We start from the raw sequence: 23,066 nt of genomic DNA, 5'->3' as shown, positions 1-23,066 counted from the left end.
AATGGCAACATATTATTTAGCAGTAGATATCGGAGCATCCAGCGGACGTCACATTCTGGGACATATGGAAAACGGAAAAATGATCCTGGAAGAAATCTACCGTTTTGAGAACGGTATGGTCAAGAAAGACGGAGAACTCTGCTGGGAGTTTGACCGTCTTTTCAACGAGATCGTAAACGGTCTTAAGAAATGTAAAGAAATCGGCAAGATCCCGGTAAGCATGGGTGTTGATACCTGGGGTGTTGACTTTGTGCTTCTTGACAAGGATGACAAGGTTCTTGGCAACACGGTAGGCTATCGTGATCATCGTACAGAGGGAATGGACGAGGAAGTTTATAAGACAATTTCCCTGAAGGACCTGTATGCAAGAACCGGTATCCAGAAAGCGATCTACAATACAGTATATCAGCTGATGGCAGTGAAGAAGAAACATCCTGAGTATCTGGAGCAGGCTGAGACACTTCTTCATGTACCGGACTACTTCCATTTTCTTCTTACAGGCGAAAAAACTTGCGAGTACACAGAGGCAACCACAGGACAGCTTGTATGCCCGACAACCAAGGACTGGGATTATGAGCTGATCGATATGCTGGGATATCCAAGAAAGATCTTCCAGAAGCTGATCATGCCTAGCACAAGCATCGGACATTTAACAGACGCAGTGAAGGAAGCAGTTGGCTTTGATCTTGAGGTTGTAGCACCGGCTACACATGATACAGGGTCTGCAGTTCTGGCTGTGCCTGCAAATGATGACGATTTCATTTATATCAGTTCCGGAACATGGTCTCTGATGGGAATCGAGAGAAAAGAAGCAGACTGCTCTGAGAAGAGCTGTGAGATGAACTTCACAAACGAGGGTGGATATGCAGGACGTTTCCGTTATCTGAAGAACATCATGGGTCTCTGGATGATCCAGTCTGTACGTCATGAGTTTGATGATGCGTACAGCTTTGCACAGATCTGCGAGATGGCTGAGGAGGCTAAGGATTTCCCGTCAAGAGTAAACGCAAACGATGAGTGCTTCCTTTCTCCTGAGAACATGACAAAAGAGGTTCAGGACTACTGCCGCAGAACAGGACAGCAGGTTCCGGAAACTCTTGGCGAGATTGCAACCGTTATCTATACAAGCCTTGCAGATTGCTACGCTAAGATCGCAAAAGAAATCGAGGAGATGACAGGAAGAACCTACAGCCGTATCCATATCGTAGGCGGTGGTTCCAATGCAGGATACTTAAATGAGCTGACTGCAAAAGCTACAAAGAAAGAAATCCATGCAGGCCCTGGTGAGGCTACTGCAATCGGTAATATCACAGCACAGATGCTGAAGGCCGAGGAGTTTAAAACGATCGAGGAGGCTCGTACAACCATCCATGAGTCCTTCGGTATTAAAGTATACAAAGCATAAATTATTGGAGGTCTTATTATGTTAGTTAACACAAAGGCAAAAGTTGGTGTATTTTCAATTGCTTTAGGCGCATATCTTCCGCAGTTTCCGTCACTGGTGCCGGAATTTGAGGCACAGTACGACGCATTCAAGAAAACGATCCCGGATACAGTAGAGATCGTTGACGGCGGAATGGTGACAACAAAAGAGCAGGCAATGGTGGCAGGAGATAAGTTCCGTGCAGCAGATGTTGACCTTGTATTTCTTCAGATGCTGACATACGCAACATCCTACAACATGCTTCCGGCGATCCGTGATCTGGATGTTCCGGTTGTTCTTGTAAACGTTCAGAAGATCAAAGCGCTGGATTATGAGCACACTGACATTGCCTCCTGGCTGGGTGAAGGCTATGCATGCGGTGCTGTAGGCGAGGCAGTTGCTGACCTTGAGAGAGCAGGCAAGAGACATGCGGTTATCACAGGCGTTGTAGAAGGCGGAGATCCTGCAGTTCAGGCTGAGATCGAAGACTGGTGCAAGGCTGCTCAGGTAAGAAGAAGATTCCGTGAAACTAACATTGCACAGATCGGAAGACCATACCCGGGTATGATGGATCTGTATATTGATGAGACAAACCTCTATAACAGAATGTTCCTCTACACAAAACAGTTCGACTGGGAGAAGATGTGGGCGATCGCTGATGATATTACAGATGAGGAGGCAATCCGTGCAAAAGCACAGGATATCCTTGATACATTCGATATTGAGGGCGGCGGCACCATTGAGAAAGTATGGGATATGGCCAAATACGTTGTTGCTTTTGAGAAATGGGTAAAAGACGAGCATCTTGGAATGATCGCTTCTCATTACGACGGATTTGCACAGGGTAAAGCAGGTGTCCTTGACAGTATGCTGATCCCGGCATTCTCCATGCTGATCAAACAGGGTACTGCATGTGCGGTAGAGGGTGACATGAAGGTTGCCATGGCAATGAGTATCTTAAAGACAATTTCCGGTACAGGTCAGCTTTCTGAGATGTACTCCATCGACTTCAATGATGACATCTGCATCATCGGACATTCCGGAAGCGGTGACGCGGACATCTCTGACAAGAAGCCAACCATGAAGATCGTAAAAGTATTCCATGGCAAAACAGGCGGCGGATATCTGACACAGTTCTATCCGTACACAGGTCCGGTGACCTACCTTGCGATCACTCAGGATAAAGACGGAAACTTCAAATTCGTTGTAGCTGAGGGCGTAAACGAGGAGGGACCGATCCTTTCCTTCGGTGATACAAACATGAGAACACGCTTCACATGCGGAGCAAGAGAGTTCGTTAACCGTTGGAGCGAGGCTGGCCCGACACATCATATGGCAGCTGCTACAGGAAGACACATCGATACGATCCTGAAGGTTGCAAAAATCTTTAACGTACCGGTAGATATCGTGACAAGATAAATTCTTTCTTATGTATTCAACCTAAAACATATTCAAAAAAGGAGACTGCGCGGAGCGGTCTCCTTTTTCCGTGGGAAAAATAAGATAAAAAAGATCTGCCGGAAATGCAGCATGCAGATTCGGCAGATTTTGGTTTTGCAGTTATTTTTTATGCATAAGTGTGTGCTCCCTGGAAAGCTCATCGTGCAGCTGGACGGAAGACCAGTGCTGAGTTACCGGTGTGAGCATGGCCTTCAGTGCAACAGGCGGGATCTGGTTTTCACGGAAAAAAGCAAGAAAACCATCCATCTGTGCACTGGAAAAATCCTTCAGCACGATCATCTCATCACTGAAATTGCTTCCCAGATTAAACTGGGATGAGGGATGAAATCCCGGAATCTCAAAAAGATATCCCAGCGGATGAAGAAATTCCGGCGCAGTGACGATCCGTGTCTTAACCTTCTGACGGTTCAGATAGCGGCGGATCTGGCGAAGCTGTTCCGGGTCGTTAAAATTATATAAAAGAGCTTCTGGCTGTGTATTCATATAGTGTCATACCTCATTTCTGAATAAAGATTTTTTTGGAACATAAGTTACTTTTCACGATGTGCAGGGAACCGGATCTCAACCTCTGTTCCCTCTCCAGGCTTGCTGGAATAAGTAAGTCCGTAATTCTTTCCATAAAGAATCTGAAGACGCCGGTGGGTGTTATAAACTGCGATATTTGTGCCGCCGGACTGGCTTTTTCCCTTTCCGGAAAGGATAGTTGACAGGATTTCCGGCGAAATCCCAACACCGTCATCGGAAATCAGAAGAACAATATCCTCATTTTCCATCCATCCGGTAATAACAATAGTTCCGGATTTTGATTCTTTTTCCAGGATCCCGTGAAGAATGGAATTTTCCACAACAGGCTGAAGAGTCAGCTTCGGGATCTGGTATTCTGAAAGCTCATCCGGGATATCCGTGATCAGCTCAATGCTGTCGTGGTAGCGCATATTCTGAAGCTGCACGTAGATGGTTACATGCTCCAGCTCCCTTGCAATGGTAGAGATTCCTTTTTTGCGGCTCAGAGTCAGCTTATAAAAACGGGAAAGACTTTGCACTGCGTGACTGATCTCATCGGTCTGTCCCTGCAGTGCCATCCAGTTGATCATATCCATGGTATTATAAAGAAAATGCGGATTGATCTGTGCCTGGAGGGAATTGAATTCTGCGATCCGGAGATCTTCTGCAGCCTTAGCCTGCTTCTCCATCAGTTCCTCCATTTTTCGAGTCATATAGTTGTAGGTATCGATAAGATTACCGATCTCATCATGTGCCTGTGGACTTTCCATAGGAGTAGGCGGGCCGTGGCGGACGGTCTGCATCTGCCGGATCACAGAAGAAAGTCTTCCGGTAATGGAATGAGCCAGTACATTGGCAAAAACAAGTGCCAGAACCAGAAAAACTGCATAGATCAGTACGATCTGGATCATCAGTCGGTTGCTCTCATGGATCAGCGGCGGGGAAGGAAGGACCGTCACCATAAACCAGTCCGTATTGGAAATGCTGTAAAAACCTGCATAAACCTTTGTGTCCAGAATGTTTCGCTCAATGAAGTTATTGGAAGACATAAAGGAAGCCTTGATGGTGTCGTAATCCAGTTGGTAGATTCCGGATAATGACAGATCTGAGGTAGCAACAATGGCATCACGTTCGTTTACAATATATGAAACACTTCCTTCCAGAGATAGATTGTCGGAAAGAATGGAAGTAAGCTTGTCATCGGAATAATACACTGCCAGATAAGCCTTATAGGCAGTGGAGTGATAATAAAGGCTTAAAGGGCAGATATATGCCATATCACCATAATTCTTTTTTTCCCTGGGACCAAGATAGAAGGAAGGACAGAACATTTCCTGGGTGTTCCGGTTTCCCTGAAAGATACCGTACCAGTAGGTACCTTTCGCCTGACTTAATGGAGCAAGGATATTCTCAGTGTTGGGATAAGTATCCAGTGTCTTCAGATCATCAGGAAAATCCACATAGATCTGTACATCGGTAACAATGGAATCTGTGGTCAGACGCTGAACGGCATTTTTAAAATCAGTGGCATGGTTAGATGTTGCAAGCTGTTTTGCTGAATCGCTGACCGGCATATAAAAAAGTTCCTGAAAAAAATTCTGTCCTGTAATATTCCGGGTAGTAGCGAGGACCGTATCCATAGTCCGTTCGATCAGAGGTGCAGTTTTTGCGGAGGCGTCCTGTTCCTGCCGGATGGTATTGGAAACCACCATGCTATAAAGTCGTCCATAAAAAAGAAAGGCGGTAAGACAGGCAGGAACTACCACAATGCTGATCAGGGCAATGGTGAATTTTGTCTGCAGGTTTAAATTCAGGTAGCCGTTTTTGAAATGGCGCCAGAGTGCCCTCATGACATTTTCTCCCGGTATTCAGACGGGGAAAAGCCGGAGTATTTTTTGAAGCTTTTTCCGAAGTAATTGCCATCCGTATAGCCTACCTTGGAAGAAATCTCGGAAATCTTGTATCTGGGATCGGAAAGCAGCTGCTTGGCCTTTTCCATTCGGTATTCTGTCAGATATTGATTGAGAGTCTGTCCGGTCTCACTTTTGAAAAAAGTGCATACATAAGATGCGGAAAGGTATACATGACCGCTGATATCTTTTACGGAAAGTGTATCGTTCATATAGTTCCGGCTGATATAATCCTTGATCATAAAGATCGTGGAATTTTCCGGCTGGGAATTTTTCGCATCTTCAAAATACTGGGCGGTTTTTTCTTTCAGAGCTTTGTGAAGCTCTTCGTAGGTGAAGGCGTTGTTTAACGTATCTACGATCAGATCCTGCTTTTCATGAAGTTCGGTTTCCAGCTGATTTTTTTTACGGGAAGCCGAAAGTGTATTAAATAGCTGGTAATAAAGATCACGAATCTGGTTAGGCATAAATGTGTGATTGCAGCTATAATACCGGAAAAGATCATCAAGAAACTGAAAACAGGGTTCTTCTTCTCCGGCCAGGAGATATTTGGAAAAAGTATTTTCCGGTGAATGCAGGGAATCCGGAACCGGTCCCTTCGGTGAAAGCAGGCGGATGGCATTTTCCGTCAGAAATGTTTTTTCCGGAAAGAAAAAACAGTTCTGCAGAAGGATCACGGCAGAAGCGTAGGACTGATAAACCCTGAAAATATCCGTTACGGTATTTCCGGCTGCGATCAGATGCTTTCCGCAGGTGTCATATTGTCTGGAAATATAGCTTCCCACTGCGGAAAGGGTAGTCGGGGAAAGGGCATTCCTTCCATATATATGGTGGACCAGATACTGAACTCTTTTTTCCACAAAAAGACATTTCAGATGGTAATGCTCCAGAAAACAGGAAATGTCGTTCTGGAGATCTTCCAGGAAAATACCGGAAGCCTCCACAGATTCATTAAGCTTTACGATCACAGAGATAAAATTCATGCCGTTCTCAAGAAGCTCCGGCTGTCCCAGCTCCAGACAGAGATCTGCAATTTTGTTGTTATCGGAAGGTGGAAGAGTCAGCTGCTGTGCCAGCCGGGTGGCGATTTCCTGAGAATGGATCGCTTCGCCACGATGGGAGCGGAGCTTTTGTTTGTAAAGAGTCTGCGCTTCCAGAACTGCAGCCTGTACTTCCTCGGGATGCAGAGGCTTTTCGATGTAATTGATGGCTTTTAGTTTGATGGCAGCTTTCAGATACTCTTTGTCAGAATATCCGCTCATAAAGATAGGGATACTGTCCGGCAGGAATTTCTCCAGACGTTCCAGCATGGCAATGCCTGTCATCCGCGGCATCCGTACATCGCAGAGAATGATCTCAGGTTTATACAGTCTGGCCATTTCCAGTCCGTTCACACCATCATCTGCCTGAAGGATCTCGGTGATCCCCAGAGAATCCCAGTCGATAGATGAGATCAGTCCGGTACGCGTAAGTTCTTCGTCATCGACGATCAGTAATTTCATATACAATTCTCCAATCGAGCATAGCTTTATAGCTTCGTAAATCGGACGTTTACAGCTCTGTTTATATTCCCAGAAAACTGTAACGTCAGCGTTATCATTATAGCATAAAGTATATAGAAATACGAGAATGGGACAATGGTTTATGAGTAATATTTTACAGGGAAAAGAAGAATATTTTACCCTTATCCAAAAATATTCCCATTATCAACCTGTGGGTCGGATGATAGAATATAATCAGATTAAAGGAAAGGGAGGAGAAAGAGCCGTGTCAGAATATGTTCTTGAATTAAAAGGTATTACGAAGATATTCCCCGGTGTCAAAGCTCTGAATAATGTACAGTTCCAGCTCAAGCCTGGTGAGGTTCACGCACTGATGGGTGAGAACGGTGCTGGTAAATCTACGTTTATCAAGGTTATTACCGGAGTACATAAAGCAGAAGAGGGTGAGATGTTCCTGAACGGACAGAAGGTTGACTTCAAGGGTCCGAAGGATGCCCAGGAGGCAGGTATTGCAGCCGTATATCAGCATCCGACATCATATCCGCACCTTACAGTTGCAGAAAATATTTTTATGGGTCACGAGATCATCAAACACCATATGATCCAGTGGAAAGAGATGAATCAGGAGGCGAACAAGTACTTAGGTGAGCTGGATGCAGATTTTGATGCAACCGCTGAGATGGGAACTCTTTCTGTTGCACAGCAGCAGATGGTTGAGATCGCCAAAGCGCTTTCCACAAATGCAAAGATCATCATTCTGGATGAGCCTACAGCAGCACTTACCAGAAACGAGTCAGAGAAGCTTTACACACTGGTTGATAAGCTGAAAGAGAATGGCGTTTCCATTATCTTTATTTCCCACCGTTTCGAGGATATGTACCGTCTGGCTTCCAGAGTTACCGTATTCCGTGATTCTCAGTATATCGGAACCTATGATGTAAACGGGATCACAAACGCAGATCTGATCAAGGCAATGGTTGGACGTGAGATCAATGATCTGTTCCCGAAGCCGGAGGTTAAGCTGGGAGATGAGATGCTTCGTATCGAACATCTTTCCAGAACAGGATTTTTCAAGGATGTTTCCTTCAATGTACGTGCAGGCGAGATCGTAGGTCTTACCGGTCTGGTCGGTGCAGGACGTACAGAGGTTATGGAAGCTGTAAGCGGAATCACCCATCCGGACGAAGGAAAGGTTTTCCTTGAGGGAAAAGAGGTTTATATCAAGACTCCTTCCGAAGCAATGGAAAAAGGTATCATCCTTCTTCCTGAGGACAGACAGAAGCAGGGCCTTGTCATGAGCTGGGGCCTTGGAAGAAACGTAACCCTTCCGATCATCAGCAAATATGCAAAATGCGGATTCAATGACGAGAAATCAGAAAGAGAGCTTTCCAAGAAGCTTCTTGAAGAAGTAGATACCAAGGCTGTTGATATTTTCCAGCCTGCAAGCTCACTGTCCGGTGGTAACCAGCAGAAGGTTGTTGTTGCCAAGGCACTTGCTCAGGAAATGAAGGTCGTTATCATGGATGAGCCGACAAAGGGTGTCGATGTTGGTGCAAAAGCCGAGATCTATGCGATCATGGGAGATCTTGCGAAGAAGGGCTATGCCATCATCCTGATCTCTTCCGAGATGCCTGAGATCCTTGGAATGTCTGACCGTATCGTCGTTATGTGCAACGGCCGTAAGACAGGTGAACTGAACAGGGGAGAGGCAACACAGGAAGGAATCCTTGAGCTGTCCATGGAAAAGAGCACTGGAAAGGGGACTAAATAATGGAAAAGAAATCTGTTATCAAGAAGATTACAGGCTCCCGAGAGGCTCTGCTGGCAATTATTGTGGTCGTGCTGTTTGCCGTTGTCACAGTGATCAGCCCGTCATTCCTTACGCCGAAGTCACTCATGGAGATGCTGAAAAATAATGCAGTAACAATGGTAATGTCACTTGGTATGCTGTGTGTCATGCTGGTAGGCGGAATCGATATTTCCATCATGTCAACTCTGGCACTTTCCGGTATGTCCATCGGTATGCTCCTGAAATACGGACATATCACAAGTACATTACTTGCTTTCATCATTGCAATGGCGATCGGTATTGCCTGCGGACTGGTTGTAGGTCTTGTGATCTCAAGAGCAAACGTTCCGCCTATCATTGCAACCATGGGCTTTATGTACATCTACAGAGCAATGGGTTATCTTGTTTCACACGGTGGTGAGTGGGCAAGTGCCGCAGCTCTTGGTGAGTTTAAGAATTTTGCAACAACCAGCTTCCTTGGGATCAACAAGGTTATCTGGGTGATCCTCGTATGCTATGTGGTATTCTTCTTCTTTATGAAATGGACAAGAACAGGACGAAGGATCTACGCAGTAGGAAGTAATGCAAGCGCAGCACAGGTTTCCGGTATCAATGTAAAGAATATCAACCTTCTTGTATATGTGATCATGGGATTCCTCGCAGGTCTTGGCGGAGCACTTCAGGTATCTGTTTATGCTTCTGCAATGCCTGATATGCAGTACGGCGGTGAGATGGATGTTATCGCAGCCTGCGTTATCGGTGGTGTAAGCATGAGCGGTGGACGTGGAACCGTAGTAGGTGCATTCCTCGGTTCCATTATCCTTGCAACGATCGCAAAAGCTCTTCCGCTTGTAGGTATCAGTTCACTGTGGCAGAACATGATTAAGGGTGTTATCATCCTGGTAGTAGTTGTGATCAACGTTGTTCTGCAGAGAATCGCAGATAAAAACGCATTAAAGGGAAGGGAGATGTAAATCATGGCTGGAAAATCTGGAAGAAGTATTAACAATGTGCCGGAAAATCCGATGAAACACATCATATTCAGTTGGGAAGGCATCCTGGTCATTCTCTTTATCCTGGTAAATATTTTCTGCGCATCATTTTCTGAGTTTTATAATATGAAGAGTGTTCTTCGTCAGATGCCGGTTTACCTTGCAGAGGTATTCATGATGTTTCCAATGGCGTACATCCTGGTATTAGGCGAGATCGATATTTCCGTAGGTGCGATCGTGTGTCTCTCCGCTACCTTAAGCTGTATGGTCTGCAACACAAACGCTCCGTTCATTGTAGTAGTACTTACAGCACTGGTTGTTGGTGCCCTCTGTGGTGCGGTTAACGGATTTATCCTTACCCGTTTCAAGGAGCTGCCTCCAATGATCGTAACACTGGCAACACAGATCATCTTCCGTGGTATCGCTGAGGTAACACTTGGAGCCGGCGGAAGTATTGCAATCACAAACACAGATGGCTTCCGTGCTATCGGTGGAAAGGTTGGAAATATTCCATATATTCTTTTCCTGGTGCTGATCCTTGGTGTACTTTTTGCAATCTTTCTTGGAAAGAGCACATTCGGACGCCGTACATATGCGATCGGAACAAACCGTGTGGCAGCTTATTACGCAGGTGTTCACGTAGAGAAGATCCGTTTCATCATCTACACAGTTATGGGACTTATGTCCGGACTTTGTGCAGTATTCCTGGTATCCTCTTCCTACGGTGCAAATACAACAACCGGTAACGGATTTGAGATGGATGCCATTGCAATGGCAGTATTCGGAGGTATTTCCTCCACAGGTGGTAAAGGTAACCTGGCCGGCGGTATCATTTCTGCATTCATCATCGTATGCTTACGAGTTGGACTTGGACAGAAGAACGTAAATGCACAGGTGATCCTTCTCATCATCGGTGTACTTCTGGTAGCAGCAGTAGCTCTTCCGAATATCATCGGCGATGTGAAAAAAGCAGTCGCAATGAAGAAAAACTAAATATCACTTTTGAAACCCATATGATTGTTAGCTGCCTCCATTGGTGTAGCGGAGGCAGCAGCATATAAAAACATTATATTCTTATAGGGAGGAACAACAATGAAAAAAAAGGTAATTAGCGCAATCCTTTGTGGAGCAATGGTTCTTGGTACAGTTTGCCCGGTTCTCGCAGCAGATGACAAAAAAGATGATACTAAGACAGAAGCAGCAGCTGGCGATTCCGCAAAAGACAAAAAGATCGCTCTGGTTGGTAAAGCAGCCGGTAACGCATTCTTCGAGATCGCAGCGAAATCTTTCCAGGAGACAGTAGAGGCTGAAGGCGGCGAGGTTCAGGTCGTTTATCCTGAGACAGCTACAGCTGATGCGCAGATCAAGGTTCTTGACAACCTGATTTCCCAGGACTTCGATGCAATCTGTATCTCCGCTAACGATGTTAACGCTCTTCAGGCTAAGCTTGAGGAAGCTATGGATGAGGGAATCAAGGTATCTTCCTTCGACTCCGCACCGAACAAAGACAGCCGTGAGATTTTCGTAAACCAGGCTGGTACAAAAGAAGTTGCTCAGGCACTTATGGATGCAGTTCTTGATATTTCCGGTGGTGAAGGACAGTTCGCTATCCTTTCCGCTACATCTCAGTCCGCTAACCAGAATGCATGGATCGATGCAATGAAGACCATCATGGAAGGCGATGACAAATACAGCAAGCTTGAGCTTGTAGACGTTGTATACGGTGATGATGAGCCGCAGAAATCCACAGACCAGACAGCAGCTCTTCTTCAGAACTACAAGGATCTGAAGGTTATCTGCGCACCTACAACAGTTGGTATCGCAGCAGCAGCTAAATATCTTCAGGATAACGGATCTTCCTGCAAGCTGACAGGACTTGGACTTCCATCCGAGATGCAGGAGTACACAGGTGATGATGATTCTCATTCCTGCCCATACTTCTATCTGTGGGATATGCAGGGCCTTGGAAAACTCAGCGCTTACACAACAATCGCTCTGATCAACGGTGACATCACAGGTGCTAAAGATGACAAATTCACAGCTGGTGATCTTGGTGACTACACAGTAACAGAGGCAGATGACGGCGGTACAGAGGTTGTTCTTGGTGCACCTCTGAAATTCGATACAAGCAACATCGAGGAGATGGCTAAGCTGTACTAATCAATCCTCAGACTGACTGTATAATCATATGATAAATCCTTTCGGGACAAGGCGGAGTCTTCGGACTCCGCCTTGTTTCGTATATTTGAATTTGGTGTATAGAAGGTTTCCGAAAAAATTTCAGTCTTTTGATTCTGGTTGTACTCTTATGGCTGCGGTGTTAAAATGAGGACAGCAGAATAGAAAACCATGAACAGATGAAGGAGCAAAACACATGCAGCAGGCATTACTGGATCAGCTGAGAAAGATCACAGAGGAAGAGAGAAAAATCCTGGATGGAGAAGCAGAGGTCGATAGAGATCTCTACACATCCGGTCGGGACTTTACCGTGGACAGCCGTAAGATGCTGAAAGAAGGCAGGCTGATCGCTGTGCGTACACACACCCGTTTTGTGTATTTTCCGGCTCACAGGCATAATTTTGTGGAAGTGCTGTATGTGTGTGTGGGATCTCTGACGAATATCATTGACGGAAAAAAAGTCATAGTTAACAAAGGTGAGCTGCTTTTTCTCAATCAGTTTACGAAGCATGAGATTCTGAAAGCGGGGCAGAATGATATTGCGATCAATTTTATGGTGCTGCCGGAGTTTTTTGATGTGGCCTATTCCATGGCGGGCAATGACAATATGCTGGCAGATTTTCTGGTGAATGTCCTGCGACAGGATGAAGAGCGTGGGGAATATCTTCATTTTAAGGTTGCGGAAGTGCTGCAGATCCAGAATCTTCTGGAAAATATCATCTATTCTCTTGTAAACGGTGAGGAGAACAGAGAGCGGATCAATCAGACCACAATGGGCCTGATATTCATGTATCTGATAGAATCGGTGCAGTATGTGGAGATGCGTCTGCCCAATCAGTACGAAAATATGATCTCTATGACAACACTGGATTATATTGAACAGAAATACCGGACTGCTACGCTGACGGAGCTTTGTGGTCGTCTGCATCTTCCCATGCATGTCCTCAGTAAGATGATCAAGAAAAGCACAGGGTTTAATTTCAAGGAACTTCTTCAGAGAAAACGTCTGAACAAGGCTGTAGAGCTGATGTGTGAAACTGATCTGCCTGTCAGTGACATCATTGCGGCTGTAGGCTATGAAAATAAAAGTTATTTTCATCGGGTATTCAAGGAACATTATCACATGACACCACGGGCGTTCCGGGTCAAAAACAGTGAGAAAGAACAGGTGAGGCTGTAACAGCCTCACCTGTTTTTTAAATATCATGGAATTGTCCGATCTTGTTTTTGATCCGCTGCATTTCGTTATCCATATCGATCACAGCGCGGGCGCAGTTCAGCAGTTCATTGCTGACATCCTCATAACCGTCCATTTCTTCGATATTCTGCTTGTAACGCAGCTGATGCTCCAGAGTTGCCCAGAAATCCATACCGTTGGTACGGATCTGGATCTCTGCACGCATGGGAATTTTTCCCTTGGAGAAGAATACGGGGATTTCCACGATCATGTGATAACTGCGGTAGCCGTTTGGCTTTGGATTTTTGATATAGTCCTTTACCTGGATGACGGTAATGTCATCCTGCCTGGTGATCAGGTCTGCAATGGTGTAGATATCATCGATAAAGGCACAGACAACACGGATGCCTGCCACGTCATTCAGCTGATTCTGAATATTCTCCGCAGTAAACTCATAGCCGAGCTTTTTGAGCTTTTTGTAAATGCTTTCCGGCTTTTTGATCCTTGTTTTGATGAAGGAGATCGGGTTACGTTTATATTCCAATGAAAATTCATCGTTGAGGACTTCCAGCTTGGTGCGTACCTCACGGACCGTACATCGATACATCATCATCAGATCATTAAATTTTGCGGAATTTTTGATAAAAACCTGTGGATCGGGGGTATCCAGCCAGGTGTTTGTATTTCTTTCAGCCATAGTGTTTTTCTGGTGAGACTCCTTCCTATAATGTCAAGCCCTAAAGTATTGATTTTACGGGCTTTTTCTTTAAATATTACCTCTCAAAACAGAGCTAAAGGTGTACGACAGTCATCGTATCCTGTACTGAACAGCCATAAAAGGGTATAGCTTATAAAGCGTCCTGGTAATGGGGCTTTTTAAGGCTATAATCCTCTGTTAGCTATGAGGGTGAACCTTCCGTGTCTAATGGGATCCTGTCCCAACTTCCTTCGTCCCACCTGTTCATACACCGAGTGCTTGCCAAGCTTTCTAACAGGGTCGTGCCCTATGGAGTGAACTACCGCAAGCTACAGCTCTTGTTTGTCGTTTGATTCTTACTGACCTTATGATTCTGCAAGGTGCGGTTTCCCGCGGACGCTTACCCTGCATCTCTCAACCAGTCGTTTCGTTATGATCCACGTTCCATGGATCTGGGTCAACAGGTTCTTTTCCAGAACCCTGCTCAATTTCAGAAGTTTCTGAACCTCAGCAGGATTCTGGAATACTGCTTTGCTTTATACTTCTTATGCAGCCAGGCTTTCCTGCCTGGATTCCCGCCGGATATCTTTTAACATCTTCCGGGGATCATACTTGATTCCCTTCTTCAAAATCGTAAAAATAATCCTGAGGAGTTTGCAGGCGATTGCTATTAATGACTGCATCTTTTTCAGTGGATTCTGCTCCCTGGTCGTATAATAGACATGCAATTTCTTGAATTCTTCCGCATGTGCTACAGCTGATTTTGCCGCCTGAAACAGCCAATATCTGAGGCACTTACGCCCTCTGTGACTGATCCTGGTTTCACCCTTATGCTTGCCGGAACTGCTTGCCACAAGCCCAAGTCCGCTTAATTTCTGGATCTCCTTTACATCGTCAAATCTGGAAATATCTCCCATTTCTGCCACCATACCGGATAGGGTATTCTCCCCGATTCCACATATCTCCAAAACTTTATCCGTATGGGGAATTTCCAGACATTTCTGATTAATCTGCGTTTCTATCAATGCAAGCTCCTCATCCAGTTCCAGGATTTTTTGAACAAACCACTGTACAACCAGTTTCCCTGTTTCTTTTCCTTCACGGATGCCAACACTCGCCTTGGCGTACTCCAAGATTTCTCCAGCTCTGCTATACCCGCGTCCTCTAAGTTTCGCATTATGCCAGATCTGCCTGATTCCGTCTTCTTTCAAAGCTGCCAGATCATCCGGAAATGGTGCCTGCTTCAACAGTTCAAGGCTGAATGTGCCTTCTGTTTTTCCAAGTGCTTCTTTGTACTCTGGAAAATATATTTTCAGTTCCCGGTGCAGTCGGTTGATCGACCGGATCCTGTCCTCATTCAGCTGATCACGAAACATGGATAACCGTCGCAGATCTGCATAAAGCTGCTCTGGAAGATAAGGCATTCCAAAGTTTCCATCTTTTACAAGATTTGCAATCAGCTTAGGATCTTTTGTATCATCTTTCAGCTGGCTGTTATCCTCAAGTTCTTTTGTCTGCTTTACTGCATACGGATTTACCTGAACTACACTGATCCCATTTGAGATCATCCAGGTCGCAAGGCAGAACCAGTAATGGCCGGTTGGTTCAAGACCAAGAACAATCTGTTTTTTATCGTATTCGGCTGCTATCTTTACTGCCCATTCCTTTGCCTTGCTAAATCCATCTGCATTATTGCTGAATGAAAAAGCGGACTTACTGAGTTCTCTGCCTCTGGTGTCAATTGCCCTCAGATAGTGTGTTTCACTGCCTACATCGCATCCTAAAATAAGCATGTCATCACAGATAAAACTGAGTTTTGCATTCTTATCGAACTTCCCTTTGGTTTCCAACTCATGCCAGGTTGAAGCTGTTAAATTTTCTCTGACCACCTCGATTTTCTTCAGAAGCTCCTGCTGTTCAAAAATATTTGCATTTGATACTTGATTTTTCTTCTTTGTGCCTTTAAGATTCATGTTAGATACCTCTTGTATTCTCTGGATTTTACCAACCGGCCAAGTCAGTAATAATCCAAATTTACTTGAGGTATTTTTTTGTGTCAATCTCTTGCCCTATTTAAAGTATACAGGAAGCTTTCTTATGTGATATTTATAACAATTACTTTTATACAATTATAGAACAAAATGATATTTTTTTCAACTTTTGTATTGACATATCAGAAAAGCTGTGCTATTTTATAGAAAAAATTTAATTGAGTAAACCACTAAACCGTTGAAGCGGAGATAAAGATATTCATGCGCGCACAGAGAGTCCGGGAGGGTGAGAGCCGGGTCGAGAGGCAGTTTATCAAATGGACCGCAGAGGGCACAGGGAAAGATATTTTCGGGTATCAAGTATTCTGTGACGTGAGGGCATACGTCAGTTGCCGGGAATATGAAGGTATTCCGCCAAGTGCACGGGTCAGACCGTGAATCAGGGTGGCACCGCGGGTAATTTTGAATTTAGAGCTCGTCCCTGACAGAACCAGATTCTGTCGGAGACGGGCTTTTCTTGATTTTATGAGCAAGCAGCGAATGCAGATCACGAATGTCCCGTCCTCCGGTAAGGAATGAAAAACTCAGGAGGGTCTGTATATGTATCCAACATTAGAAAAAATCAAAGAACTCGCACAGTCAGGCGAATACCGGCGAATCCCTGTATGCAGAGAGCTGTATTCCGACCGCTATACACCCGTAGAAGTCATGAGGACCTTACGCACAGCCAGCAGACATTGCTATCTTCTGGAAAGTGCCAGCCAGACAGAGGTATGGGGACGCTATTCCTTCCTGGGATATGAGCCATCCATGGAGATCACCTGTACAGACGGAAAGCTTCAGACCCGCAGGATCCATGAGGACGGAACTGAAGAAAAAACCGTACAGCAGGTGAAGCATCCGGGAGATGCCATTCGGGAGATCCTGAAAGAATACAAAAGCCCGGTGCTGGAAAATATGCCGACCTTTACCGGAGGTCTGGTAGGATATTTTTCCTACGACTACATCAAGTACAGCGAGCCGAAGCTGGAGCTTACTGACGAAACAGTACAGGATTTCCGGGACATGGATCTGATGCTTTTTGACCAGGTGATCGCCTTTGACCATTACAGACAGAAGGTGCTTCTGATCACCGGTGTGATGACGGATGATCCGGAAAATTCCTATCAGAAGGCGGAAGCAAAATTAGAAGAGATGACAGATCTGATCCGAAACGGAAAACAGAAGGAATTTCCGTCTTTGAAACTGAAATCTTCCATTGAGCCGCAGTTCCCGAAAGCAAAATACTGTGAGATGGTTGAGAAAGCGAAGCATTACATCCACGAAGGAGATATTTTCCAGGTAGTCCTCTCCAATCCTATGAGAGCAAAAGCCGAGGGAAGCCTGTTTGATACTTACCGTGTCCTTCGGGCTACCAATCCTTCTCCATATATGTTTTATTTTTCCAGTGATGATATTGAGATCGCCGGAGCATCACCGGAAACACTTGCAAAGCTTACCGGCACAGAGTTGAGTACCTTTCCGTTAGCAGGAACAAGACCAAGAGGCAAGACAAAAGAAGAAGACCTGGCGCTGGAAAAAGGACTCCTGGCTGATGAGAAGGAACGTGCCGAGCATAACATGCTGGTGGATCTTGGTCGAAATGATATCGGAAAGATCAGTAAGATCGGTACCGTGAACGTAGAAAAATATATGTGCATCGAGCGTTTTTCTCATGTGATGCATATTGGTTCTACAGTTACCGGCCAGATCCGGGATGACAGGGATGCGGTGGATGCAGTGGATGCCATCCTTCCGGCAGGAACACTTTCCGGAGCACCGAAATTCCGTGCCTGCCAGATCATCCAGGAACTGGAACAGAGTAAGCGAGGCATTTACGGCGGTGCTATCGGATATCTGGATTTTGCCGGAAACCTGGATACCTGTATTGCCATTCGCCTGGTTTATAAGAAAAACGGTGAGATCTGTATCCGGTCAGGAGCAGGGATCGTAGCAGACAGTATTCCGGAAAGTGAATTTCAGGAGTGCTGCAACAAGGCAAGAGCCGTTGTACAGGCAATCGAAACTGCACAGGAGGGACTGGAATGATAGTACTGATCGATAATTATGATAGCTTTTCCTACAATGTTTACCAACTGATCGGTTCTGTGGAGCCGGATATCAAAGTGGTAAGAAATGATGAAGTGACCATCAAAGAGCTGGCGGCCATGAAGCCGAAGGCATTGATACTTTCCCCTGGTCCGGGAAAACCGGAGGATGCGGGAATCTGTATTGAATCCATAAAATATTTCAAAGACAAGCTGCCGATCCTGGGCATCTGTCTTGGACATCAGTCCATCTGTGAAGCCTTCGGAGGGACAGTATCCTACGCAAAAGAGCTGATGCACGGAAAGCAGAAAGAGATACATAAAGTTGGAAAGAGCCGGATGTTTGAAGGGCTTCCGGAAACTTTTCCGGCAGCCAGATATCACTCACTGGCAGCTATCCGGGATACCTTACCGGAGGAACTGGTTGTTACCGCTGAGTCTGAGGACGGAGAGGTGATGGCACTGGAGCATAAAGAATATCCGATATTCGGATTACAGTTCCATCCGGAATCTGTTATGACACCGGATGGAAAAACAATGATCAAGAACTTTATGAAGGTTATCAGAGACAGATAAGACAGAGAACAGCAATCCATAAAAGATAGAATCGTTACAGAACAGGAGGAAACAACAATGATCAAAGAAGCAATCATCAAGCTTTCAAAAAAAGAAGATCTTACATATGACGAAGCAGAAGCCGTAATGAATGAGATCATGGACGGAGCGGCAACACCGGTACAGATGGCATCCTACCTTACTGCACTTTCCCTGAAAGGAGAGACTATTGATGAGATCACTGCGTCAGCAGCCGGAATGCGTGCACACTGCATCAAGCTTCTCCACGATATGAATGTTCTGGAAATCGTAGGAACCGGTGGTGACGGAGCAAATTCCTTTAATATTTCCACGACATCTTCTCTTGTGATCGCAGCAGGTGGCGTTCCGGTAGCAAAACACGGAAACCGTGCAGCATCTTCCAAGAGCGGTGCAGCAGATGTTCTGGAAGCACTTGGCGTAAAGATCACCGTCCCGCCGGAAAAAAGTGCAGAGATCCTGAAAAAGATCAACATCTGTTTCCTGTTCGCACAGAATTATCATATTGCCATGAAATATGTGGCACCGATCCGTAAAGAGCTGGGAATTCGCACGGTATTTAATATCCTCGGACCATTAAGCAACCCGGCAGGCGCAAACATGGAGCTGATGGGAGTCTTTGACCAGTCTCTGGTAGAGCCGCTGGCACAGGTTATGATGAAGCTTGGCGTGAACCGCGGAATGGTAGTTTTCGGGCAGGATAAGCTGGATGAGATCTCCATGAGCGCACCGACTTCTGTGTGCGAGATCAAGGACGGATGGTTCCAGTCCTATGAGATCACACCGGAGCAGTTCGGCTATACACGCTGCAGCAAAGAAGATCTGGCAGGCGGCACACCGGCAGAGAACGCAGAGATCACAAAAGCCATTGTAAACGGAACCGAAAAAGGCCCGAAGCGTCAGGCGGTCTGCATGAACGCAGGTGCAGCACTTTATATCGCAGGAAAGGCGAAGACTATAGAAGATGGCGTGAAGATGGCTGAAAACCTGATCGACAGTGGTGCAGCTGCTGCCAAGCTTGCGGAATTTATCAAATTAAGTAACGAGATTTGAAAATAATAGCGGCAGAAGAGAAATCGGCAATCCCTATCGGAAGAGATATGAACGGAAACATTAATCTGTCAGACTTTTTGAAATTGCCAAATGAGTGTTGAAATATCAAGGAGAGAAACAAAGAATGAGCGAAAAAAACATTCTGGAGGAAATCGCAGAAAAAACAAGAGAACGTATCCGGAAGGAAAAACGTCAGTTTCCCCTGGATCAGCTGAAAACCCTGGCAGAAAAAGCGCCACAGCAGCCGTCCTTTCTGAAAGCGTTGAAAAAGCCGGGTATGTCCTACATCTGTGAAGTAAAAAAAGCTTCCCCCTCCAAGGGGCTGATCGCACCGGAATTTCCGTATCTGGAAATTGCGAAAGAATACGAGGCAGCAGGTGCATCTGCGATCTCCTGCCTCACAGAGCCATTTTATTTCATGGGAAGTGACACTTATCTCCGTGAGATCACAGAAACAGTGGATATTCCGGTCCTCCGGAAGGACTTCACGGTGGATAAGTACATGATCTATCAGGCAAAAGCATTCGGCGCAGCGGCTGTACTTCTGATCTGTGCTATCTTAAATGACCAGGAACTCCTGGAATACCGAGAGCTTGCAGAAACTCTGGGAATGGATGCACTGGTGGAAGCTCATGACGAGAATGAAGTGGCAAGAGCATTAAAGACAGGTGCAAAGATCGTCGGTGTAAATAACCGTGACCTGAAAACCTTTAAGGTTGATATGAATAACAGCATCCGTCTTCGAAACCTGGCACCGGACAATGTGGTATTTGTGTCTGAGAGCGGAATCAAAAACGCAGGTGATATCGTTATCCTGGAAAGAAACCGGGTAGGTGCAGTCCTGATCGGTGAGAACCTGATGCGAAGCCCGGATAAGAAAGCAGCATTGGAAAATCTGAATGGTGGAGCGCTTGTATAAAGGCCAAACGAAAGAATAGAGTAAATAAGTAACAGAGCTGACCAGCAGCAAATAGTAACGAAACAGGAAGAGGCAGGGTCAGACAGAAAGGGCAGGATTGGCTGAATATGAGAGAACAACCGTTGAAACATGGGAGCAGAACCAGAATCAAGATCTGCGGCCTGACCCACCCGGAAGATATCCAGGCCGTGAACCAGGCTAAACCGGACTTTGCAGGATTCATTGTAGAATTCCCAAAAAGCAGAAGAAACGTCACTGTGGAGCAATTGAAGGCTCTCCGGGAAGAGCTGGATGATAGCATTTTGCCGGTAGGCGTATTCGTCAATGCACCGGTGGAGCTTCCCGCACAGCTTTTAAACGAAGGAACCATCGCACTGGCACAGCTTCACGGCCAGGAGGACGAGAATTATATCAGACAGCTTAAGACCATGACAGACCAGCTTCTGATAAAGGCTTTTTCCATAAAAACAGAAGCAGATATAAAGAAAGCGATCCGTTCGGAAGCAGACTATATTCTGCTGGATCAGGGAGCAGGAGGAACAGGAGAAACTTTCGACTGGAGTCTGGTACCGGCGATCAAACGTCCCTGGTTTCTGGCAGGAGGTCTGGGCTGTGAAAATCTGGAATCGGCCATACATCTGCTTCACCCCTGGGCAGTAGATTTAAGCAGCAGTGTAGAAACCGACGGTCACAAAGACCCGGATAAAATATTAGAAGCAGTATACGCAGTAAGAAACATAAAGGAGGAAATATAACATGTCAAAAGGAAGATTCGGCATCCATGGCGGACAGTACATCCCGGAAACACTGATGAACGCCGTTCTGGAGCTTGAGGAAGCATACAACCATTACAAAAACGATCCGGAATTCAACCGAGAACTCACAGAGCTTCTCAATGAATACGCAGGAAGACCATCCCGTCTTTACTATGCGGCACATATGACCGAGGACCTTGGCGGAGCCAGGATCTATCTGAAAAGAGAAGACTTAAACCACACAGGAGCCCACAAGATCAACAACGTACTTGGTCAGGTGCTCCTGGCAAAAAAAATGGGCAAGACCCGTGTCATCGCAGAGACAGGAGCCGGCCAGCACGGTGTTGCAACTGCAACTGCAGCAGCACTGATGGGAATGGAATGTGAGGTATTCATGGGAAAAGAAGACACGGAACGTCAGGCACTGAATGTTTACAAAATGCGTCTTCTCGGAGCAAAGGTCCATGCAGTCACAAGCGGAACCGCAACCTTAAAGGATGCCGTTTCCGAGACCATGCGTGAGTGGACAAACCGTATTGCAGATACCCATTATGTACTGGGATCTGTTATGGGACCGCACCCGTTCCCGACTATCGTACGTGATTTCCAGGCAGTGATCTCCAAGGAGATCAAAGAACAGATGCTGGAAAAAGAGGGAAGACTTCCGGATGTTGTCCTGGCCTGTGTGGGCGGCGGTTCCAATGCTATCGGAACCTTCTACAATTTCATTGAGGACAAAGACGTTCGTCTCATCGGCTGTGAGGCAGCAGGACGTGGCGTGAATACTGCGGAGACTGCGGCAACCATCGCAACCGGTCGTCTCGGAATCTTCCATGGTATGAAATCTTACTTCTGCCAGGATGAATACGGACAGATCGCACCGGTATACTCCATCTCCGCAGGTCTTGATTATCCGGGGGTAGGTCCGGAGCATGCACACCTTTATGATATCGGAAGAGCAGAGTACGTTCCTGTTACAGATGACGAAGCAGTAGATGCTTTTGAATATCTTTCCAGAACAGAAGGAATCATTCCTGCGATCGAAAGTGCCCACGCAGTGGCCTATGCGAAAAAGATCGCACCGACACTTGGAAAGGACAAGATCATGGTAGTTACCATTTCAGGACGTGGAGATAAGGACTGTGCGGCAATTGCCCGCTACAGAGGGGAGGATATTCATGAATAAGAGAATTACAGAAGCATTTGCAAACGGAAAAGCATTTATTCCTTTTTTAACCTGCGGAGATCCGTCTCTGGAGGTAACAGAGCAGCTGGTTTATGCAATGGAAGAAGCAGGAGCAGATCTGATCGAGCTGGGGATCCCGTTCTCAGATCCTACCGCAGAGGGAACTGTGATCCAGGAAGCTAATGTCCGGGCACTTGCAGGCGGTGTGACTACAGATAAAGTTTTTGCAATGGTAGAAAAAATCCGTAAAAATACAAAAATCCCAATGGTATTCATGACCTACGCAAACGTAGTATTTTCTTACGGAACAGAGCGTTTTATCAAGAAAGCAGCGGAAGTTGGAATGGATGGACTGATCCTTCCGGATGTTCCGTTTGAGGAAAAAGAAGAGTTTGATGTTGTGTGCAAACAGTACGGCCTTGACCTGATCTCCCTGATCGCACCGACCTCCCATGAGCGGATCGCCATGATCGCAAAAGAGGCGGAAGGCTTTGTTTACTGCGTATCTTCCCTTGGTGTAACAGGAATGCGTACCAGCATTACCACAGATATCGGAGCTATGGTGAAGCTGGTAAAAGCCCAGAAAGACATTCCATGTGCAGTAGGATTCGGAATCTCCACACCGGAGCAGGCAAAAAAAATGGCAGATCAGTCAGACGGTGCCATTGTAGGATCTGCGATCGTGAAGCTCTGTGGTGCCTACGGCAAAGACTGCGTGCCGAAGGTGAAGGCTTATGTGAAAGAGATGAAGGATGCGATCAGATAAGTTCCCGGCTGAAATCGGAACACAGATCACAAAGTGTAATAAAAATCTGCTTTATCCCAAAGAAAGGGTAAAGCAGATTTTT

At 45.9% G+C, this 23,066-nt stretch carries 19 protein-coding genes; 14 read left to right on the top strand and 5 right to left on the bottom strand.

All coding sequences use genetic code 11. From position 1 onward, the window contains the following. The first annotated feature begins 1 nt into the window (after position 1). Complete coding sequence (rhaB, locus tag V9W66_RS04590) at positions 2-1,405, top strand: rhamnulokinase (protein WP_015527297.1); 1,404 nt, start codon at positions 2-4, stop codon at positions 1,403-1,405. 18 nt (positions 1,406-1,423) lie between these two features. After that, positions 1,424-2,842, top strand: coding sequence for an arabinose isomerase (locus tag V9W66_RS04585; protein WP_118368701.1), 1,419 nt, complete (start codon positions 1,424-1,426; stop codon positions 2,840-2,842). A gap of 141 nt (positions 2,843-2,983) precedes the next feature. On the opposite strand, the gene V9W66_RS04580 is transcribed toward V9W66_RS04585, so the two are convergent. Genes V9W66_RS04580 through V9W66_RS04570 form a run of 3 tightly spaced genes read right to left on the bottom strand, consistent with a single transcriptional unit; the run spans position 2,984 to position 6,800 of the window. Next, a complete protein-coding gene (locus V9W66_RS04580) occupies positions 2,984-3,367 on the bottom strand; it encodes a DUF3783 domain-containing protein (protein ID WP_144093263.1) in 384 nt (127 codons plus the stop codon). A gap of 47 nt (positions 3,368-3,414) precedes the next feature. Further along, on the bottom strand, positions 3,415-5,238 hold the full coding sequence (locus tag V9W66_RS04575) for a sensor histidine kinase (protein WP_144093265.1): 1,824 nt from the start codon (positions 5,236-5,238) through the stop codon (positions 3,415-3,417). Then, positions 5,235-6,800: a response regulator transcription factor gene (locus tag V9W66_RS04570; RefSeq protein WP_144093267.1), complete on the bottom strand. Its 1,566-nt coding sequence runs from the start codon at positions 6,798-6,800 to the stop codon at positions 5,235-5,237. The genes V9W66_RS04575 and V9W66_RS04570 overlap by 4 nt, the downstream gene beginning before the upstream one ends. Before the next feature lie 265 nt (positions 6,801-7,065). Here V9W66_RS04570 and V9W66_RS04565 point away from each other — a divergent pair, with 265 nt between their 5' ends. From V9W66_RS04565 to V9W66_RS04545, 5 genes are all read left to right on the top strand, one after another. After that, entirely contained in the window at positions 7,066-8,571 is a 1,506-nt protein-coding gene (locus tag V9W66_RS04565; protein WP_144093269.1) for a sugar ABC transporter ATP-binding protein, read from the top strand. Further along, positions 8,571-9,563: an ABC transporter permease gene (locus V9W66_RS04560; protein WP_144093271.1), complete on the top strand. Its 993-nt coding sequence runs from the start codon at positions 8,571-8,573 to the stop codon at positions 9,561-9,563. The genes V9W66_RS04565 and V9W66_RS04560 overlap by 1 nt, the downstream gene beginning before the upstream one ends. 3 nt (positions 9,564-9,566) lie before the next feature. Continuing rightward, the gene (locus V9W66_RS04555; protein WP_092068559.1) at positions 9,567-10,574 is read left to right on the top strand and encodes an ABC transporter permease; all 1,008 of its coding nucleotides are present in this window, start codon (positions 9,567-9,569) and stop codon (positions 10,572-10,574) included. A gap of 99 nt (positions 10,575-10,673) precedes the next feature. Further along, positions 10,674-11,741 (top strand): substrate-binding domain-containing protein, encoded by a 1,068-nt coding sequence (locus V9W66_RS04550; RefSeq protein ID WP_144093273.1) that lies wholly within the window; start codon positions 10,674-10,676, stop codon positions 11,739-11,741. Between the two features lie 214 nt (positions 11,742-11,955). Continuing rightward, complete coding sequence (locus V9W66_RS04545) at positions 11,956-12,939, top strand: AraC family transcriptional regulator (protein WP_144093275.1); 984 nt, start codon at positions 11,956-11,958, stop codon at positions 12,937-12,939. 16 nt (positions 12,940-12,955) lie between these two features. Here V9W66_RS04545 and V9W66_RS04540 read toward each other — a convergent pair whose 3' ends face one another. Together V9W66_RS04540 and V9W66_RS04535 are read right to left on the bottom strand one after the other, a co-directional pair. Further along, positions 12,956-13,633 (bottom strand): GTP pyrophosphokinase, encoded by a 678-nt coding sequence (locus V9W66_RS04540; protein WP_144093277.1) that lies wholly within the window; start codon positions 13,631-13,633, stop codon positions 12,956-12,958. 545 nt (positions 13,634-14,178) lie between these two features. Then, positions 14,179-15,606: an IS110 family transposase gene (locus V9W66_RS04535; protein ID WP_439362826.1), complete on the bottom strand. Its 1,428-nt coding sequence runs from the start codon at positions 15,604-15,606 to the stop codon at positions 14,179-14,181. Positions 15,607-16,224: 618 nt separating this feature from the next. Here V9W66_RS04535 and trpE point away from each other — a divergent pair. The 7 genes from trpE to trpA all read left to right on the top strand — a co-directional run bounded on the left by trpE (position 16,225) and on the right by trpA (position 22,984). Beyond that, positions 16,225-17,712 (top strand): anthranilate synthase component I, encoded by a 1,488-nt coding sequence (trpE, locus tag V9W66_RS04530; protein WP_144092526.1) that lies wholly within the window; start codon positions 16,225-16,227, stop codon positions 17,710-17,712. Next, positions 17,709-18,287 (top strand): anthranilate synthase component II, encoded by a 579-nt coding sequence (locus tag V9W66_RS04525; protein WP_144092524.1) that lies wholly within the window; start codon positions 17,709-17,711, stop codon positions 18,285-18,287. Before trpE ends, V9W66_RS04525 begins: the two co-directional genes overlap by 4 nt. A 57-nt stretch (positions 18,288-18,344) precedes the next feature. Continuing rightward, on the top strand, positions 18,345-19,358 hold the full coding sequence (gene trpD / locus V9W66_RS04520) for an anthranilate phosphoribosyltransferase (RefSeq protein WP_144092523.1): 1,014 nt from the start codon (positions 18,345-18,347) through the stop codon (positions 19,356-19,358). A gap of 124 nt (positions 19,359-19,482) precedes the next feature. After that, positions 19,483-20,277, top strand: coding sequence for an indole-3-glycerol phosphate synthase TrpC (gene trpC / locus V9W66_RS04515; RefSeq protein WP_144092521.1), 795 nt, complete (start codon positions 19,483-19,485; stop codon positions 20,275-20,277). Positions 20,278-20,384: 107 nt separating this feature from the next. Continuing rightward, a complete protein-coding gene (locus V9W66_RS04510) occupies positions 20,385-21,032 on the top strand; it encodes a phosphoribosylanthranilate isomerase (protein ID WP_144092519.1) in 648 nt (215 codons plus the stop codon). Between the two features lies 1 nt (position 21,033). Further along, the gene (gene trpB / locus V9W66_RS04505; RefSeq protein WP_118753062.1) at positions 21,034-22,218 is read left to right on the top strand and encodes a tryptophan synthase subunit beta; all 1,185 of its coding nucleotides are present in this window, start codon (positions 21,034-21,036) and stop codon (positions 22,216-22,218) included. Beyond that, complete coding sequence (trpA, locus tag V9W66_RS04500; RefSeq protein WP_144092517.1) at positions 22,211-22,984, top strand: tryptophan synthase subunit alpha; 774 nt, start codon at positions 22,211-22,213, stop codon at positions 22,982-22,984. Before trpB ends, trpA begins: the two co-directional genes overlap by 8 nt. Positions 22,985-23,066 lie beyond the last annotated feature (82 nt).

Origin of the sequence: Blautia massiliensis (ex Durand et al. 2017) (assembly GCF_051861785.1) — a bacterium.
GTDB classification, from domain to species: Bacteria; Bacillota; Clostridia; order Lachnospirales; family Lachnospiraceae; genus Blautia_A; species Blautia_A luti_A.
This window is presented reverse-complemented; position numbering and strand designations above follow the sequence as displayed.